The following is a 17,374-nucleotide window of genomic DNA, read 5'->3' as shown; positions in this document are numbered from 1 at the left end:
TGCGGCCTCGCTGCATGCTGCCCGACGAGGGCCGGCGTGAACGGTGCGGCCGAAAGGCGCTTCGGGCCGACCGTGGGCAATGAAAGCGGCCATTATATCTTTACGCTGTGGCCGCAGCGCCTGTTTGCCGGCCATCGCGCGATGCCGGTGATCCCGGCGGCATGGCGCTCCGCCGCGAACCCGCGGGCCGCATGGCGGCGGTATCATGCCGACTTTCGCAACCCGCGCTCCGAGCCTGCGCAAAGCCGCATGCGTGAGCCGGTGTAATCGCTAAAGAATCGACGCAACCGATGAGGATGGATGCATGCCGGCATGGCTGACCGTAGTGGGCATTGGCGACGACGGCTTCGCCGGTTTGGGGCGGCCCGCGCGGCGTGCGTTGCTGGGCGCGTCGGTCGTGTACGGCGGCGAGCGCCATCTGGCGATGCTGCCCGCACGGCTCGCGGCGCGTCGTGCCGCGTGGCCGCGTCCGTTCGATCTCGCGCCGTTGCTCGCCGAGCGTCCGCACGCGGTGTGCGTGCTCGCGAGCGGCGACCCGATGCTGTTCGGCGTCGGCGCGACGCTCGCGCGGCAGTTGCCGGCCGGCGAGTTGCGCGTGCTGCCGGCGCCGTCGTCGTTGTCGCTCGCGGCCGCACGGCTCGGCTGGCCGTTGCAGGATGTCGCGACCGTCTCGCTGGTCGGCCGACCGCTTGCCGCGCTGATTGCGCATCTGCGTGACGGCGCGCGCCTGTTCGTGCTGAGCGCGGACGGGCGCACGCCCGCGGCACTGGCGGCCTCGCTCGATGCGCGCGGTTTCGGCGCGACTGCCATGACCGTGCTCGAACATCTGGGCGGTGCACGAGAACGGCGTGTCGATGGCCGCGCGGATCAATGGCCGGCCGGCGAGATGGCCGCGCTCAATCTGATCGCGCTCGAGTGCCGCGCGTCGGCGCATGCGCCGCGTCTGCCGCTGACCTGCGGTTTGCCCGACGACGCCTTTATCCACGACGGCCAGTTGACCAAGCGCGACGTGCGCGTCATCACGCTCGCGCGCCTCGCGCCCGCGCCCGGCGAGTTGCTGTGGGACGTCGGCGCGGGCAGCGGTTCGATAGGAATCGAATGGATGCGCGCGCATCCCACGTGTCGCGCGATCGCGATCGAAGCGAACGAAGCGCGGCAGCGCTTCATCGAACAGAATCGCGATGCTTTGGGCGTGCCCGGGCTGCAACTCGTGGCCGGCCGCGCGCCTGACGCGTTGCGGGGACTGCCGGCGCCGCACGCGGTGTTTATTGGCGGTGGGGTGACGGAGCCTGACGTGCTCGACACCTGTTGGACACAACTGCGCGACGGCGGCCGGCTCGTCGCGAACGCGGTGACGCTGCAAGGCGAGGCGGTGCTCGCCGCATGGCGCGAGCGGCATGGCGGTACGCTGACGCGCATCGGGCTCGCTCACGCGCAACCGCTCGGCGGCTTCGATACGTGGCGCCAGGCGTTGCCGATCACCCTGCTCGATGTGACCAAACCCGCCAAACCATCGGCCGATTCGTGATGCGCGACGAGACTCCCGAGCAGCCGGCGCCGCTGCGCAGCGGCTATACGACCGGCAGTTGCGCGACCGCGACGTCGCTCGCGGCCGCTCGTCTACTGCTAGCGGGCGAGCTCAGCGAGGTCGCGGAGATCGTGTTGCCGAAGGGCCAGCATGTGCCGATGCGGCTCACGTTCTGCCGCCTTGCCGCGCTGGACGGCGAGCGGATCGCCGAAGCCGGCACGATCAAGGATGCCGGCGACGATCCCGACGTGACCCACGGCGCGCTCGTGTTCGCGCGCGTGCGCCTCGTGCCCGGGCCCGGTGTGATCTTTCGCGCGGGGCCGGGCGTCGGCACGGTCACACGCGCGGGGCTCACGCTGCCGGTCGGCGAACCGGCGATCAATCCGGTCCCGCGCCAGATGATCACGCAGCACCTCGACGAACTCGCCGCGCGCCATGCGTATCGCGGCGGCTTCGAAGTGACGGTCGGCGTCGAAGGCGGCGAAGCGCTCGCGCTGAAAACGATGAACCCGCGACTCGGGATTGTCGGTGGACTGTCGATCCTCGGCACCACCGGCATCGTGCGGCCGTTTTCGTGCTCGGCATATATCGCGTCGATCCATCAGGGCATCGACGTCGCGCGCGCGAACGGCTATACGCATGTGGCCGCCTGCACCGGCAACGCGAGCGAGGACGCGATGCGCGCGCACTACGGCCTGCCTGATATCGCGCTGATCGAAATGGGCGATTTTGTCGGCGCGGTGCTCAAGCATGTGAAGCGCGCGCCGGTCGAGCGACTGAGCATTTGCGGCGGCTTCGGCAAGCTCAGCAAGCTCGCGGCCGGCCATCTCGATCTGCATAGCCGCAACTCCAGCATCGATCTCGAACAACTCGCCGGCTGGGCTGCCGCGCATGGCGCCGACGCCGCGCTGCAAGCGGCGATGCGCGCGGCCAACACGAGCCAGCAGGCGCTCGCGCTTGCTCACGCGCGGCAGGTGCCGCTCGGCGATATCGTCTGTCAGCACGCTTTGGCCGTTGCTCGCGATATCGTGCCGCCGCAGGTCAGCGTCGAAATCTTCGCGATCGACCGGCAGGGCAATATCGTCGGAGTCGCGCGATGACGCGCATCCTGCTGCTCGGCGGCACCGGCGACGCGCTGAAGATCGCGCGCCGACTCGGTCCCGCGCATGTGTACAGTCTCGCGGGACTCGGCAAGGTCCCCGACGACTTGAAGTGCGCCGTGCGCGTCGGCGGTTTCGGCGGCAGCGCGGGTCTGGCGCGTTACCTCGCGAGCGAAGCGATCGGCCTCGTGATCGACGCGACGCATCCGTACGCGGCGCGGATCAGCGCGAATGCCGTCGACGCGTGCCGCGTGGCGAAGTTGCCGTGCTGGGCGCTGCGGCGTCCAGCGTGGCAGCCGCAAGCTGGAGACGACTGGCGCATGGTCGATGACTGGAACGAACTGATCGACACGCTCGCGCCGTTCAGGCGGCCGCTTTTCACGCTCGGGCGCGAACCGCTCGCGCATCTCGACGAGATTGCGCCGCATCAATTCTGGACCGTGCGCGTGCTCGACTCGCATCCGGACACCGCGCGCTCGCGCGTCCTCGCGGCGCGCGGACCGTTCACGCTCGACGGCGAACGCGCGCTGTTCGCGCTGCAGGCGTTCGACGTCGTCGTCAGCAAGAACAGCGGCGGCGGCGCGACCGAGGCGAAGCTCGAGGTCGCGCGCGAACGTGGCTTGCCGGTGATCATGCTGCGACGGCCGGTGTTGCCCGAGGTCGATCGCGAGTTCGCCGGCGTTGCCGATCTTCTCGATGCGTTGCCCGCGCAGGCGAATGCGGATTCGGGTAAGTGAGCAAATAATTGGAGTACTGAATGACAGTGTTTTTTATCGGCGCGGGTCCGGGCGACCCGGAACTGATCACGGTCAAAGGGCAGCGTCTCGTGCGCAGTTGTCCGGTGATCCTGTATGCGGGGTCGCTGGTGCCGGCCGCGGTGCTCGAAGGTCATAGCGCGCAACAGGTGATCAACACCGCGGAGCTCGATCTCGACCGGATCGTCGCGCTGCTCGCGGCGGCGCACGCGAAGGGCCAGCATGTCGCGCGCGTGCATTCGGGCGATCCGTCGCTGTACGGTGCGATCGGCGAGCAGATCCGCCGTTTGCGCGAGCTGGCCATTCCTTACGAAATCGTGCCCGGCGTGACCGCGACGGCCGCATGCGCGGCGGCGCTCGGCTGTGAGTTGACGCTGCCCGACGTGTCGCAGACGCTGATCCTCACGCGCTACGCGAGCAAAACGTCGATGCCCGAAGGCGAGCAGTTGGGCGATCTCGCGCGGCATCGCGCGACGCTGGCGATTCACCTCGGCGTGCGGCATCTCGCGCGCATCGTCGATGAGTTGCGGCCGCATTACGGCGGCGTGTGTCCGATTGCGGTGATCTATCGCGCGAGCTGGCCCGACGAGGAAAAGATCACTGGCACGCTCGACGATATCGTCGCGAAGGTGCAGGGCAGCGCGATCGAGCGCACCGCGCTGATTCTGGTCGGCGAGGTGCTGGCCGCCGAAGGGTTCGCCGATTCGACGCTGTATGCGAAGGGCAGTTGACGGCGAGTTGACGGCGCCATGAAAGCCGTTCTGGCGTCAGGAAGCCGCTTGGGTTGTCGATCATAATGTGACGCAGCGCGCGAGCCTGGCCGCCCGTCTGCTGGCAAAACGCGAAAATCCGCAAGTTCTGCACCGCCTCGCGGCGCGCAGACCGCTATCGTGGCGCCATGATGAAGCCCAGCACCGAACGTGATTACCGTCGACGGATCGCTCGCGTGGTCGAGGCCATTCTGGTCGAGCCCGGCGCGCGACACACGCTCGACAGCCTCGCGGCCGTCGCGCATATGTCGCCGTATCACTTCCACCGGATTTATCGCGCGTTGATGGGCGAGAGCGTTGGCGACACCGTCAAGCGTCTGCGGCTCGCCGAGGCGGCCCAGCGATTGACCGACGCCGCGCAGGTCACCGCGGTCGCGCACGACGCCGGCTACGACAGTCCCCAAGCATTCGCGCGCGCGTTTCGCGATTTCACCGGTGTGTCGCCGAGCGAATTCAGGACCCGGCAGCGGCATCTGGTGGCGAATCCGGCGGTTTCGACAGCTTCGGCGCGGACCCTGCGAACGGCGCAAGCGCGCATCGCGCAGCGAGGCGACGGCGATGGCGACGGCGACGGCGCCCGCATTCACGATGGCGTCGACGATAACCGTGACGAAAGCACCGAAAGCCGAAGCACGCCTGCGCTGCCGTGCGTCGAAGTCACCGAGCTCGCGCCGCTCGACGTGCTATGCCTTCGCCATGACGGCCCGGTCGCGACGATCGGCCAGACCTTCCACACGCTGATGACGACGCTGCGCTGTGACGAGAACCCGCTGTTGCAACAGCGCGTCGGCATTTGCGCGCGCGATCCGTCGATGGCCGGCGGGTTTTGCTATCACGCGGCAATTGTCGCGGGCTCGCAGGCGGCGTTGAGCGGTGCGATGGAGCGGCTCGACGAAGCCGCGCAACGCCCGCGTGTTGTCGGGCCGCCGCCGGGCATCGAGCCGCTGCGGCTCGCAGGCGGGCTGTATGCGGTGCACCGCCTCGTCGGCCCTTATGCGCTGATCTCGCCCACTTTCAGGGCGCTGTACAGCGGCTGGCTGCCGCGCAGCGGCTACCGGCGCGATCAGCGGCCGGGACTGGAACTGTATCGAAGCACGCCCGATCGCGGCGCGCAACATCCCTGCGTCACCGATCTGCTGATCCCCATTTGCGAGCACTAACCATGATGCGTCGAGGTTGTGCCGCGCTGTCGAGCGCGGTGGTGGTGTCGTTGACCGCGGCGCTGTCCGGCGCGATGTGGGCGTCGTTGCCGGCGAACGCCATCGCGCAAACCGCCTCCGCCGGCTGGCATGTCGGCGAAACGAGCCGCGTATTTCACCCCGCCGTGGCCCGCAACTGGCGCGGCGCGCAAACGCAGGCGCTGATCACGCGTATCTGGTACCCGGCCGATGCGGCGCAACCCGAAACGCCTCACGATATCGGCGCGCCGGGCCATCCGATGTTCGTCGGCCACGCGGCCGCCGCCGATGCCCCGCTGTCCGCCGCGCAGCCCAAATACCCGTTGCTGCTGCTATCGCACGGCACCGGCGGCAGCGCGGACAGTCTCGACTGGCTCGCGGCCTCGCTGGCCGCGCAGGGTTATATCGTCGCGGGCGTCAATCATCCGGGTAACAACGCGCTGGAGCCGCGCACGCGCGACGGCTTCATCCTCTGGTGGGAGCGCGCGACCGATTTGAGCGAAGTGCTCGACGGGGTGCTCGCGGACCCGCGTTTCGGTCCGCGCGTCGACACGACGCGGATCGGCGCGCTGGGCTTTTCGCTCGGCGGCTATACGGTGCTCGAAGTCGCGGGCGCACGGACCGATCGCGCGGCGCTGGAGCGCTTCTGCACGTCGCCCGAAGCCGATGCGATCTGCTCGCCGCCCGAAGCCGCCAATCTCGCGCACGCGCCGGGCGCGCCGGCGCTGACGGTCGAGGGGCTATCGGCGGAAACGAACGCATCGCGCGCGCGCTCGGGCGACTCGTATCGCGATCCGCGCGTCAAAGCCGCGTTCGCGATCGCACCCGCGCTCGGCGAGGCATTCAACAGTTCGTCGTTCAAGGAAGTGACGATTCCGGTCGCGCTGCTGGCGGGCGAGGCGGACACGACCGCGCCAGTCAACACCAACATTCACCGCATCGCGGGCTTCATGCCGCAAGCGACGGTGACGATGGTGCCGGGCGCCTCGCACTATACGTTCATGGATGTGTGCGAGCCCGAGGCGATGGAGCGTCTGGCGCCGATCTGCAAGGACGGGCCGGGTGTCGATCGCGCCGCGATTCATGCGCGAACCGCGGCCCAGGTGCGTGATTTCTTCGCGGCGACGCTGCCGGCGGGCGGCTCATAGCGCTCGCGAACGCACGTGGTTCGCGACGCCGCGCGACTCAGTCCTCGAGCGGCGACAAGGCCTTGAGTGGTGCCGGCTTGTCGTCGCCGAATCGGATCGTTGGGACCAGCGCGAGCAGCGCGACCACGAATAGCGCGATCACGAACATCGACACGAAGGTCAGATGCAGCGACTGGTGCAGCACGAGCCGGACCAGATCGCTGTCGCCGAGATCGGCGGCGCGGTTCTGCAGCAGCGCCTTCAACTGATCCGACGTGACCGTCGCGACGCCCTGCGAATGACTGAGCCCGAAGTTCAGCACCGCGCCGAACAGCGTCGCGCCGAGCGTGCTGCCGAGATTGCGCGAAAACAGGTTCGACGCGGTCGCGCTGCCGCGTTCGTCCATCCTGACGATCTCCTGGATCAGCACGAGCGAACTGACGCTCGACGTCCCCATGCCAAAGCCCATGATCAGCGACGCGAACCCGGCGACGAGCGGCGACGCGCCCGGCGACAGCAACAGCAGCAGCACCGCGCCGAGCGGCACGAACGCGCTGCCGCAGATCAGGATGCGCCGCAAACCGAGCCGGTGAAACGACTTCGCCGCGAACGTCGCGCCGGTGGGCCAGCCGACCATCATCATCGTCAGCGCGAGGCCGGCCACCACGGGCGAACGATGCAGCACGCCCTGCACGTACATCGGCAGGAACGTGGTCGCGCCCATCAGGATCATGCCGGCCAGCACCGTCGCGCTGTTGCATGCGGCGATCGGGCGGCGGCTCCATAGCGCGAACGAGATCATCGGTTCGGCCGCGCGACGCTCCTGCAGCACGAACAGCAGCACGCACAGCACGAAGACGCCGCCTGCGAACGAGGCTGGCGCCAACGCGTCGTCGCCGGCGTAGGTCAGCGTCATCATCAGCGCTGCGATCGCGGCCATGAACAGCGCGGCGCCGGCGAAGTCGATGGACGGCCGCGCGTGCCGTTCCGATTCGCGCAGGAACGCGATGAAGCCCGCCGCCGACGCAAGCCCGATCGGCACGTTCATCCAGAAGATCCACGCCCACGACAGGTTGTGAATGATGAAGCCGCCGACCATCGGACCCACGACCGCCGAAATCGCCCACACGCTCGCGAGATAACCCTGCACCTTGCCGCGTTCGCGCGCCGGGTACAGATCGGCGACGACGGTCAGCGTGACCGGCTGGATCGCGCCCGCGCCGATCCCCTGGATCAGGCGGAACACGATCATCGCCGGCATTGACCACGCGAAGCCGGCGAGCACCGAGCCGACGAGAAAGATCGCGATGCCCGCGAGGATCACGGGCTTGCGCCCATAGAGGTCGGCGAGCTTGCCGAACACCACGGTCATCGCGGTCTGCGTGAGCAGGAACGACGAGAACACCCAACTGTATAAATGCAGGTCGCCGAGTTGCGAGACGATCTGCGGCATCGCGGTCGACACGATGGTCGCTTCGATCGCGACCATCGCCATCGAGGCCATCACGGCGGCGATCACGAGCGGGCGTGAAGATTGAGTATTGCGGGACATGAAGGGCGTAGTATCGATATGTTGAATGCGTCGACGGCCCGGAGGAGGCCTTGCTGCGACGCATCGGCGCGGCCGCGCGCGGCGGCCGGTCAGGAGTATGCACCTTGCGGAGAATGCGCGCTCGCGCCCGGGCAGCCGGCGAGCCGGCCGGATTGGGCACGACCGTTGCGTATTCGGATTTCCCTTTGACACACGGAGGACAATCATGAGGATCGAATTCACCGGACGCCGGGAAGTGGTGGCTGCTGCGCGCGTCGCCTACGAGGCCAATGTGGACGGGAAGGACGTATGGTGCAGCGTGTCGCTCGACGCGCTCAATGACCATTTCGGCAATGGCAGCCTCGGCAACGGCGCCCCGTCGGCTCACGATCTGGTGGGAGCGTTCGAGGCGAACCGCGCCCGCATTGAAAATGCTACGCGGCGGGTGCTCGAACGCAACGGGGGACGGTCCGTGGAGCTCGAGACGCGCGACTTCGATTGAGCGACCCGCATGCTTGTATCGGGTCAAGCGATTCGTGCCGCGGTGGAAAGGACTCTTCCATCGCGGCGACTATATACGCGACGTCGGCGCGGCTACAGTATCGACGCACACACCGCTTAACGCGTGTGAGCGAGAGAGTTGGACCCGGCTGCCGGCAGCCGGGTCTTTTTTTATGGCGCGTGCGAGCACGCCATTATTTCGCTGGCCGTTCGCCGCAGGAGCGTGCGACGATTGGCACGGTGATTCGCGCGACGATTGAAAGGCTGCGGTATAGTCGCGGCAACTTTAAATCCGTCTCTTCGATTCTCTGGAGAATATCGTGCAGGAAATCATCGAAGGTCTGATCCGCTTTCAACGCGAGGTCTTTCCACAGCAAAGCGCGCTCTTCAAGCGTTTGTCGACCGCGCAGAATCCCAGCACGCTCTTCGTGACGTGTTCGGACAGCCGCGTGGTGCCGGAACTGCTGACGCAGACCGAACCGGGGTCGCTGTTCGTGATCCGCAACGCGGGCAACATCGTGCCGTCGTACGGTCCGGAGCCGGGCGGCGTGTCGGCGACCGTCGAATATGCGATTGCCGTGCTCGGCGTGACCGACATCGTGATCTGCGGCCATTCGAACTGCGGCGCGATGACGGCGATCTCGAGCTGCACGAATCTGGAGCACATGCCGGCGGTCGCGAGCTGGCTGCGTCACGCGGATGCGGCGAAGGCGATCAACGCGTCGCGCCACTACTGCTCGGATGCGGAGCGTCTCGAGGCGCTGGTCAAGGACAACGTGATCGCGCAGCTCAGCAACATCCGCACGCATCCGTCGGTGGCGGTCGGACTCGTGAACAAGACGCTGCGGCTGCATGGCTGGATCTTCAATATCGAAAGCGGTGAAATGCTTGCGCTCGATGGCAAGACCGGTAACTTCTTGCCGCTTGCGGATAATCGGGAAATTTGTGCGAGTTGAAGCGGCATTAAAACGGGTTTTTAGTTTGAAGGATTAACACTCGGCTTGCTAAAAGCCGGCGCGGCGGCGCGGTTTCAACCCCACCGCGCCGCCCGCCACGACCATCCCTATCAGCTCGACGTCACCAGCGAATCCGGCGCTGCGCTTGCGTCGCTGAAAACAGGGTCGAAGGCGGCGCCGGAAGAACCGCTTGGGACTCCGATTAAAGCGCGCGTTTGAACGGAAGAATACCCGTCGGTTTCGGACACATCCCCGACCAGATCCGCCGATTCGTCGGTTGTTGGGGCTAAAAAGGAAAACACTGTCATTCGGATCGCCCACACTTCGACTAATGGGTCGGTCGATCGGTTGGAATGGGGAGCGTGCCTTGTATAGCGAACCGAGAATGATCGTGTTGATGGGCCTCGTCTTCGGCGCGGTGACGATTGGGGCCTATGTGTCGCAGCTGGACAACGACTGGTCGTCCGGTCGGGACGTGAGTCTCGTCGCCGACGGCGGACGGGGTGTCAGCGCGACGGCGGCGGCGGCAGGGCAGAGCGAAGGCCGGCCCGGCGCGGCGACGGTCGCGCCGGCAACGCGCCGCCATGCGCTGCGCGACGACGTGGCCGCCTTGCGGGCTCAGCGGGCCGCGTCGATTGGAGCGCAGGCGGGCGATGCTCTGGCCATCGCGGCGCTACAGTTCGCGCGGGAGTCGAACAAGGCGCAGCAACAGCAGCAGCCGCACCCGCAGCCGCAGCCGCAGCAGACGAGTTTGCCGCCGCAGCCTGCGGTGACTTCGAACCGGACCCAGGCGCCACCCACGGCAAAGACCGGGCACGCACACCATAGCCGCGTTGCGTCGGGTACCGCGACGAAACCGCACTCAGCGCAAAGTGTTGCGACGACATCGGGTAGTCATGCGCGGGGCGGCAGCCACCGGAAAAGTTCTACTGCTGAGCGGTCTGGGAAGAAAGCGGCCAGCGTCGTGCCAGAGGCGCGGCCGTTGCCGCAATATGCAACGCAAGGCGTCGAGTCGCCATGGTCGATGCCGCGCGCGGGGCTGACCAGCCAGTCCGCAACTCAGGCGGTCGCCAGCAACGGCCCCAAAACCCGCGCCGAAGTAGAGGCCGAACTCGTGCGTGCGCGTGAGAACGGCACGATGCCCGCGTTCGGCAGACCCGAGCCATCGGGACCTGGGGCGCACTGAAGCGGGCCTCGCGCCGCGTCCCCGGCAACCGTTAGATCAACGACGCGGCGAGCCGCGCGAAGGTGGCTTCGTCGGTGCGATCGAACGCAAGCGGCGTGACCGATACGCACCCCGCCGCGACGGTTGCCGTTTCGCTGTCGGCATCGTTCTCGCGCGGGCCACGATCGAAGCGCAGCCAGTGATACGCGATGCCGCGCGGGTCGACTTCCGGCAGCACCTCGATGTCCCTGACGAGCCCGACGCCCTGGCGCGTCGGCGTCAGCGGACCTGCGTCGGCGGCATCGACGTCGGGGAAGTTGATGTTCAGGCAGGTCGGCGCCGCATGCTCGATCGCGAGCAATTGACGGATCACGCCGGGTGCGAGCGTGCGCGCGGTGTCCCAGCGCACGCGCTCGCGATCGCTGAACGCCTGGCTCAGCGCGAACGACGGCAGCCCGAGCAGCAGACCTGTCATCGCCGCGCCGACTGTGCCCGAGAACATCGTTTCGATGCCGAGGTTCCCGCCGCGATTGACGCCGGACAGCACCAGCGACGGCGGCGCCTCGCGCATCAGATGACGCACGCCCATCACGACACAATCGCCGGGCGTGCCGGTCACGCCGAAACGGCGTTCGCCCTGGCGGCTCACGCGCAGCGGCGAATGCAGGCTGATGGAATGCGACGTACCGCTCTGGTCGTGCTCGGGCGCGACCACCCAGACTTCGTGCGCGAGCTCGGCGGCCACGGCTTCGAGCACGGCGAGGCCGGGCGCGTCGATACCGTCGTCGTTCGTCAGCAGCACTCGCGGCAGCTTGGATTCGTAAGCGGACATCGCGTCAATCTCCTGTGGCTCGGTGAATGAATCGTAGGGAAGGGACGCCCATTATCGGGCTTCCGTCCGACGCGCGTACGATGACGGTGAGCCGCCAACGACCCAGGACGACCCTCATGCAGATCGACCCGTTTGAGATTGCGATCGCCGATCAGGACATCGACGATTTGCGCCGCCGCATCCACGCCACCCGCTGGGCGCCCACGACGCCCGCGCCCGCCTGGCAGCAGGGCGCCGACCCGGCCTGGCTGCGCGATCTCGCGAGCTATTGGGCCGGGCAATTCGACTGGCGCGCGGCCGAACGCAGGTTGAACCAGTTGCCGCAATTTCTCGCCGACGTGAACGGCCAGACCGTGCACTTCGCGCATCGGCGCGCCGCCAGTGTCGCGCCCGGCTTTCAGGCTTATCCGCTGGTGATCACGCACGGCTGGCCCGGTTCCTTCTTCGAGTTTCACGCGCTGCTCGATCAGTTGTGCGATCCGGTCGCGTTCGGCGCCGATCCCGCCGACGCCTTCGACGTCGTCGCGCCGTCGCTGCCGGGCTTCGCGTTTTCGCCTGCGCCCGCGCAGGCCGGCATGTCCGCGTTCAAGGTCGCGGACCTGTGGGTGTTACTGATGCGCGGGCTCGGCTACGAGCGTTTCGGCGCGCAGGGCGGCGATCTTGGCGCGGGCGTGTCGATCGCGTTGGCCGCGCATCATCCGCGGGTGGTCGACGGCATCCATCTGAACTTCCTGCCGAGTTCCTATGAGCCCGCGATCGGCGCGGCGCAGCGGGAACTGACGCCGGCCGAGCAGGACTATCTGCGCGAGAAGAACGACTGGGCCGCGCTCGAAGGCGGTTACGCGCATCAGCACGGCACCAAACCCCTGACGCTCGCCGCGTCGCTAAACGATTCGCCGGTGGGACTCGCCGCATGGATCGGCGAGAAGTTTCGCGCGTGGAGCGATTGCGGCGGCGAGGTGGAAAGCGTGTTCTCGAAAGACGATCTGCTGACCAATATCTCGCTGTACTGGTTCACGCAGTGCATCGGCCCGGCGATGCAGATGTATTGGGAAAACCGCCTGCAGCCGATGCGTTTCTCCGACGGCGAGCGCATCGACACACCAGTCGGCTTCGCGCTGTTTCCGAAGGAGATCAATCATCCGCCGCGAAGCTGGCTCGAACGAACCTTCAACGTCGCGCAGTGGAGCGAAATGCCAGCCGGCGGGCACTTCGCGGCGATGGAAAAGCCCGCGTTGCTCGCGGCCGAGATTCGAAAGTTCTTCAGGCCGTTGCGGCAGAAAGCGCGCTAGGCGCGCAGCGCGACGCGTCACGCTGCTTCTGTTTCACCTCACACGACCGCGCCGCTCGCGTCGAGCGTCTCGCGGCGATCGCAGGCTGCACGCATTCATCGACGACAGCCAGGCCAGCGTGGACGGTGGTCGAACTTTCATGCACGAGGGCACCATACAGGCTATGGCACATTCGTCGAACCACGATCACCGCCGCCGCTTTCTGCGCACGGCGCTCGGGCTGCCGGCAGCGCTTGCGCTGTCGCGCGTCACGTCCGCGCAAACCGAGGCGCACGCGCAATCCGGTGCCGCCTTACCCCGCGTGAGCCGCCGCGCGATCCCGTCCACCGGCGAAGCGCTGCCGGTGATCGGCTGCGGCACGTGGCGCACCTTCGACGTCGGCGACGATGCCGCCGCCCGCGCCCGACTCGCCGAGGTACTGCGCATCCTGTTCGAAGCGGGCGGCTCGGTGATCGATTCTTCGCCGATGTACGGTTCGTCGGAAGCGGTCGCGGGCGCGCTGCTCACGCAGCTCGACGCGCATCGCAAGGCGTTCGTCGCCACCAAGGTCTGGACCGAGGGACGCGAGGCGGGCATCGCGCAGATGGAGGAATCGCTGCGGCGTTTTCAGCAGCCGCATGTCGATCTGATGCAGATCCACAATCTGCTCGACTGGCGCACGCAGCTCGCGACCTTGCGCGACTGGAAAGCGCGCGGCCGGATTCGCTATCTCGGCATCACGCATTACACATCGAGCGCTTTCGACGAAGTCGCGGCGGTGATGCGCAGCGAGAAGCCCGACTTCGTGCAGATCAACTACGCCGCCGACGATCGCGCGGCCGAGCAGCGTATCCTGCCGCTCGCGGCCGATCTCGGCATCGGCGTCGTGATCAATCAACCGTTCGGCGGCGGCGGTTTGCTCGCGCGCGTGATGAAAATGCCGTTGCCCGCATGGGCCGGCGAAATCGGCTGCACGAGCTGGGCGCAGATTCTGTTGAAATTCGTGCTCGCGCAGCCGGCGGTGACGGTCGTGATTCCGGGCACCGGGCGGCCGCAATACATGGCGGACAACGTGCGCGCGGGATCGGGACCGCTACCCGACGACGCGATGCGCGCGCGGATCATCGCGGCGGTCGGCGGCTGACGTGATGCGCAATCCAGTGCGCAGTCCGCCACGGCGATTACTTGCCGCTTGCTATTCGCATACAGGTGCCGCCTCCCACAAACGCCGCACGACACGGGAATAAAACCGGCCACACGCCAGTCATGCCTCACGAACCGGGTTCGGTTCGGCGAATCCTTATCGTGAGGTCATCATGTCGTCACATCATTCATTCGATCCGGCGCGTCGCGGCGCGCTGAAGTGTCTTGCGTTCGGTGGCCTCGGCACCGTGTTCATGCTGTCGGGCGGCGTGCTGACGCCGGTCGAACTCGCGCTCGCGGCCGACGCGAACACCGCGACGCCAGCGGCTGGCACGCCGCTTTTCCTGCAGATCAGCGACACGCATATCGGCTTCAACAAGGAGGCGAATCCCGACGTCGCGGGCACGCTGAAACAGACGATCGATTACGTCAACGCGATGCCGGCGCGTCCGCCGCTCGCGATTCACACCGGCGACATCACGCATCTGTCGAAGCCCGCGGAATTCGATCTGGCCGCGCAGCTGATGTCGGGACTGAGGATCACCGAGCTGCACACGGTCCCCGGCGAGCATGACGTCACCGACGGCCCCGGCACGGAGTACTTCAGCCGCTTCGGCAAGGCTTCGGATAACCGCGGCTATTACAGCTTCGATCACCAGGGCGTGCATTTCGTCGGGCTCGTCAACGTGATGCATTTCAAGCCGAACGGCCTCGGCGGTCTCGGCGACGAGCAGCTCGAATGGCTCGAAAACGATCTGAAAGGCCGCTCGTCGAGCACCCCGGTCGTGGTGTTCGCGCACATGCCGATGTGGACCATCTACGAGCCGTGGGGCTGGGGCACGGGCGACGCGGGACAGGCGATGAGCTATCTGAAGCGCTTCGGTTCCGTGACGGTGTTGAACGGCCACATTCATCAGATCGTGACGAAGGTCGAGGGCAACGTGACGTTCCATACCGCGCGCTCGACCGCCTATCCGCAGCCGACCGCCGGCCAGGGCGATGGCCCTGGGCCGCTGAAGGTCGCGAGCGAGCAGTTGCCGAAGATGCTCGGCGTGACGAGCGTCAGCATCGCGCGTCATCCGCTGAAGGCGACGCTCGACGACACGACGCTCGCCTGACGACACGCGCTACTTTTACGCTCGAGGAGATCAATGATGCTAACCAGGATGATGGGCCGCGCGCTCGCGATTCTGCTCGGCAGTGTCGCGATTCTGGCGGTGTCGGCGGGGCTCGGTTTTGCGCAAACGACGATGCCGATGCAGGTGCAGAAACAGACCGTCGCGTCGACGCCTAACGCGATCGTCATCAAGAACTTCATGTTCTCGCCGATGGAACTGACCATCAAGGCGGGCACGACGGTCACATGGAAGAATCTCGACGGCGAGCCGCACAGCGTGGTCAACGACGCGGGCCTGTTCCGCTCGGCCGCGCTCGATCAGGACGACACCTATCAGTTCAAATTCGATAAACCGGGCGTGTACAAGATCTTTTGCGGCATCCATCCGAACATGAAGGCGACCATTACCGTGCAATGATCCGATTGCCGCCAAACCCTTGCTCAGCAAGGGCAGTTCGGATTTTGCTCCGAACTCAACCCTGGATCGCGAGCACTGTTATTCCGTAGGCGGCTTGGCCTGCCCCCAGTCGACGGGGTGGTGCAGCGAAATCTGCAGACGATCGCGCAATTCGGGATGGACAGACGCCTGGTTGAGAACAGCCATGCCTCCGATTTGACGCAAGGTTTCGTCCGTGATCGGCGCGCGGCAATCGTCCGAACCCAGAGGCACAGTCATTGCCATTCCGCGCGCTATCTGCCGATCAATTGCCCCCTCGACTTCCTCGCGCGACACGGTACATACCTGGATTTCACAGGCATCCTCGTTATAAAAAATCACGGTGGCACGCTGGCGCTTTGTCATCTCAGAAACCTCTGCAGCTCTGGTAATTTTGAGATGCCGTCTGTTTGCACATGGCATAAGCACGGGGGTTTTGGGTCACGCGGTATGCAACTCGCTCAACCGGCACAGCAGAATCCCATAGCCGGTCAGATGCCCGAGGTACACGCTCGTAAACACGTCCGACGCGGGCAGCTCCTCGGTCAGCTCACGCAGGTCCTCCAAATGCAGCGGCGGCGCGTCGAGCGGCGGACGCTCGACGCGCAGGTCCGCCGCCCCGGCCAGTTGCCGGTGCGCGTTGACGAGCCGCGCGAGCCGCGCGAGAAACATTTCGCGCCACGCGGCGTCGAGCGCGGCGAACTGATCGTGAAACGTGTCCATCGTTTCAAGAAAATTGACCAGCGAATCGAAGGTCTCCTGATAGCTCGCGAACACCGGCAGCCGTGCCGCGTTGCGCTTCAGATGCGGCGACACCCACGCCTGCTCGAGGTCGGTCTTCAGCAGCAGGTGCGCCTGCTTCAGGTTCGTGCTCAGCATGCGCAGCCTGGAGGCCGCCGGCTTGATCTGCGCTTTGTCGAGCTGTCCCGCGGCCAGTTGCGCGACGACATCGGTGGCCTGTTCGTTGCCGTCGTTGACGAGCGTGTTCGCCCAGTAGCCGTGATCGGGCGGAAACGCGATCTGCTGGATGACGAAGCCGAGCAACATGCCGAGTACCACGCCAATCAGGCGCTGTTCGAGCAGCGGAAGATGTTCGCCGGTATAGAGCACGAGCGTGATCGGCACCGTGATGCTGGTCATCTGGAACAGCGACGGCCGCAGCGCGACGATGCTGAAGATCACGACCGGCAGCAGCGCCGCGCCCATCCACAGGTGCGGCGCGGTCAGCCAGATCAGCAGCGTGCCGATCGGCATCGCCACCACGTTCGAAAACACCCGCTTATAGAAGTAGCTTCGAGCCGCCGAAATCGAGCTACCGAGCGCCAGCGTCAGCATCGTCGAACCGGCTAGCGGCACGGCCGCGTCGGGAAAGCCGAGCAGGTATGGGATGCCGAAACCGATCCACAGGCCGAGCGTCAGCTTCGTGTACTTGGCGGTTTCCGACAGAGAAAAGCGCGCGAGCGCGCGGCGCAAGGGCGTGAGTGGTTGGTGCAGATACCTGTTCGACATGATTTTTATGCTGACCGATGACGTGGGGCCGAGCACCGTTGGGCCCGGCACCGTTGGGCCCGGCACGGCGCGGCGTTCGCGACATGCGCGCACGTGACCTTATCATCCGGCGCGGACGGCTTCGGGAATTCGCACGGCAGCAGGTTCGCGGAATGCGGCTCGAGGCGCGCGGCGCGCGCAGTCCAACGCGGGTTTCAAGCGGCGGTTTCGGCGTCGCGCGCGCGTTCGCCGCCAGGCCCGGTTGTTGCGTGCGAAACGGCGACCGCGTTGGCGCGTTTCGCAGAATCCGCGTCGCATCGAGCGTAGCGGCCTCCGGCAGGCGCACGGCTGGCTCTCGGGCTCTGTGCCAGGTTGGAGTTTTTACCGGCTTTGCACGCTTTTTTGCCAACTCACACGGCATCGGGCGGCGTCGTTTGAAGCACCGCCGAAGCGAGGCGGAAACGCAACGCTGCTAT

At 66.5% G+C, this 17,374-nt stretch carries 19 protein-coding genes; 14 read left to right on the top strand and 5 right to left on the bottom strand.

The features are described 5' to 3' along the window. Nucleotides 1-36: 36 nt before the first annotated feature. From OKW39_RS29970 to OKW39_RS29940, 7 genes are all read left to right on the top strand, one after another. Nucleotides 37-267: a hypothetical protein gene (locus tag OKW39_RS29970; RefSeq protein WP_429365502.1), complete on the top strand. Its 231-nt coding sequence runs from the start codon at nucleotides 37-39 to the stop codon at nucleotides 265-267. A 37-nt stretch (nucleotides 268-304) separates the two neighbouring features. Further along, on the top strand, nucleotides 305-1,528 hold the full coding sequence (cbiE, locus tag OKW39_RS29965; RefSeq protein WP_090809850.1) for a precorrin-6y C5,15-methyltransferase (decarboxylating) subunit CbiE: 1,224 nt from the start codon (nucleotides 305-307) through the stop codon (nucleotides 1,526-1,528). Next, entirely contained in the window at nucleotides 1,528-2,628 is a 1,101-nt protein-coding gene (locus OKW39_RS29960) for a cobalt-precorrin-5B (C(1))-methyltransferase (protein WP_429365500.1), read from the top strand. The genes cbiE and OKW39_RS29960 overlap by 1 nt, the downstream gene beginning before the upstream one ends. Then, nucleotides 2,625-3,365, top strand: a complete 741-nt coding sequence (locus tag OKW39_RS29955; RefSeq protein ID WP_429365499.1) for a cobalt-precorrin-6A reductase — start codon at nucleotides 2,625-2,627, stop codon at nucleotides 3,363-3,365. The genes OKW39_RS29960 and OKW39_RS29955 overlap by 4 nt, the downstream gene beginning before the upstream one ends. Nucleotides 3,366-3,385: 20 nt before the next feature. Continuing rightward, on the top strand, nucleotides 3,386-4,114 hold the full coding sequence (gene cobM / locus OKW39_RS29950) for a precorrin-4 C(11)-methyltransferase (protein WP_429564310.1): 729 nt from the start codon (nucleotides 3,386-3,388) through the stop codon (nucleotides 4,112-4,114). A 167-nt stretch (nucleotides 4,115-4,281) separates the two neighbouring features. Then, nucleotides 4,282-5,313: an AraC family transcriptional regulator gene (locus OKW39_RS29945; protein WP_429333842.1), complete on the top strand. Its 1,032-nt coding sequence runs from the start codon at nucleotides 4,282-4,284 to the stop codon at nucleotides 5,311-5,313. Between the two features lie 2 nt (nucleotides 5,314-5,315). Further along, complete coding sequence (locus OKW39_RS29940; RefSeq protein ID WP_429333843.1) at nucleotides 5,316-6,479, top strand: alpha/beta hydrolase family protein; 1,164 nt, start codon at nucleotides 5,316-5,318, stop codon at nucleotides 6,477-6,479. A 37-nt stretch (nucleotides 6,480-6,516) separates the two neighbouring features. Here the strand turns inward: OKW39_RS29940 and OKW39_RS29935 are convergent, their stop codons facing one another. Continuing rightward, the gene (locus OKW39_RS29935) at nucleotides 6,517-8,217 is read right to left on the bottom strand and encodes an MDR family MFS transporter (RefSeq protein WP_429333844.1); all 1,701 of its coding nucleotides are present in this window, start codon (nucleotides 8,215-8,217) and stop codon (nucleotides 6,517-6,519) included. On the opposite strand from OKW39_RS29935, the gene OKW39_RS29930 reads away from it, so the two are divergent. Both OKW39_RS29930 and OKW39_RS29925 read left to right on the top strand, forming a co-directional pair. Beyond that, nucleotides 8,216-8,491 carry a DUF1488 domain-containing protein gene (locus OKW39_RS29930; RefSeq protein WP_008923225.1) on the top strand — a complete coding sequence of 92 codons (276 nt, stop codon included), beginning with the start codon at nucleotides 8,216-8,218 and terminating at the stop codon, nucleotides 8,489-8,491. The two genes, OKW39_RS29935 and OKW39_RS29930, sit on opposite strands and share 2 nt — an antisense overlap. A gap of 319 nt (nucleotides 8,492-8,810) precedes the next feature. Further along, nucleotides 8,811-9,446, top strand: coding sequence for a carbonic anhydrase (locus tag OKW39_RS29925; RefSeq protein WP_090809864.1), 636 nt, complete (start codon nucleotides 8,811-8,813; stop codon nucleotides 9,444-9,446). A gap of 110 nt (nucleotides 9,447-9,556) precedes the next feature. On the opposite strand, the gene OKW39_RS29920 is transcribed toward OKW39_RS29925, so the two are convergent. Continuing rightward, nucleotides 9,557-9,754: a hypothetical protein gene (locus OKW39_RS29920; RefSeq protein WP_429564309.1), complete on the bottom strand. Its 198-nt coding sequence runs from the start codon at nucleotides 9,752-9,754 to the stop codon at nucleotides 9,557-9,559. 59 nt (nucleotides 9,755-9,813) lie between these two features. On the opposite strand from OKW39_RS29920, the gene OKW39_RS29915 reads away from it, so the two are divergent. After that, nucleotides 9,814-10,632: a DUF4148 domain-containing protein gene (locus tag OKW39_RS29915; protein ID WP_429564308.1), complete on the top strand. Its 819-nt coding sequence runs from the start codon at nucleotides 9,814-9,816 to the stop codon at nucleotides 10,630-10,632. Nucleotides 10,633-10,663: 31 nt separating this feature from the next. On the opposite strand, the gene surE is transcribed toward OKW39_RS29915, so the two are convergent. Next, the gene (gene surE / locus OKW39_RS29910; RefSeq protein WP_184060073.1) at nucleotides 10,664-11,443 is read right to left on the bottom strand and encodes a 5'/3'-nucleotidase SurE; all 780 of its coding nucleotides are present in this window, start codon (nucleotides 11,441-11,443) and stop codon (nucleotides 10,664-10,666) included. A gap of 116 nt (nucleotides 11,444-11,559) precedes the next feature. Here surE and OKW39_RS29905 point away from each other — a divergent pair, with 116 nt between their 5' ends. The 4 genes from OKW39_RS29905 to OKW39_RS29890 all read left to right on the top strand — a co-directional run bounded on the left by OKW39_RS29905 (nucleotide 11,560) and on the right by OKW39_RS29890 (nucleotide 15,392). Further along, nucleotides 11,560-12,735 (top strand): epoxide hydrolase family protein, encoded by a 1,176-nt coding sequence (locus OKW39_RS29905; RefSeq protein ID WP_429564307.1) that lies wholly within the window; start codon nucleotides 11,560-11,562, stop codon nucleotides 12,733-12,735. Between the two features lie 163 nt (nucleotides 12,736-12,898). Further along, nucleotides 12,899-13,858, top strand: coding sequence for an aldo/keto reductase (locus OKW39_RS29900; protein ID WP_187611415.1), 960 nt, complete (start codon nucleotides 12,899-12,901; stop codon nucleotides 13,856-13,858). Nucleotides 13,859-14,030: 172 nt separating this feature from the next. Further along, nucleotides 14,031-14,975, top strand: coding sequence for a metallophosphoesterase family protein (locus OKW39_RS29895; RefSeq protein ID WP_429564306.1), 945 nt, complete (start codon nucleotides 14,031-14,033; stop codon nucleotides 14,973-14,975). A gap of 36 nt (nucleotides 14,976-15,011) precedes the next feature. Beyond that, a complete protein-coding gene (locus OKW39_RS29890) occupies nucleotides 15,012-15,392 on the top strand; it encodes a cupredoxin domain-containing protein (RefSeq protein ID WP_429353704.1) in 381 nt (126 codons plus the stop codon). Nucleotides 15,393-15,470: 78 nt separating this feature from the next. Here OKW39_RS29890 and OKW39_RS29885 read toward each other — a convergent pair whose 3' ends face one another. Then, nucleotides 15,471-15,776: a hypothetical protein gene (locus tag OKW39_RS29885; protein ID WP_090809877.1), complete on the bottom strand. Its 306-nt coding sequence runs from the start codon at nucleotides 15,774-15,776 to the stop codon at nucleotides 15,471-15,473. Nucleotides 15,777-15,851: 75 nt separating this feature from the next. Further along, entirely contained in the window at nucleotides 15,852-16,919 is a 1,068-nt protein-coding gene (locus OKW39_RS29880) for an FUSC family protein (protein ID WP_429564305.1), read from the bottom strand. Nucleotides 16,920-17,374 lie beyond the last annotated feature (455 nt).

The organism is Paraburkholderia sp. MM6662-R1, from assembly GCF_050436245.1.
In the GTDB taxonomy this organism is placed as follows: domain Bacteria; phylum Pseudomonadota; class Gammaproteobacteria; order Burkholderiales; family Burkholderiaceae; genus Paraburkholderia; species Paraburkholderia tuberum.
Note: the sequence above shows the minus strand (reverse complement) of the source record. Positions and strands in the feature narration are given on the sequence as shown.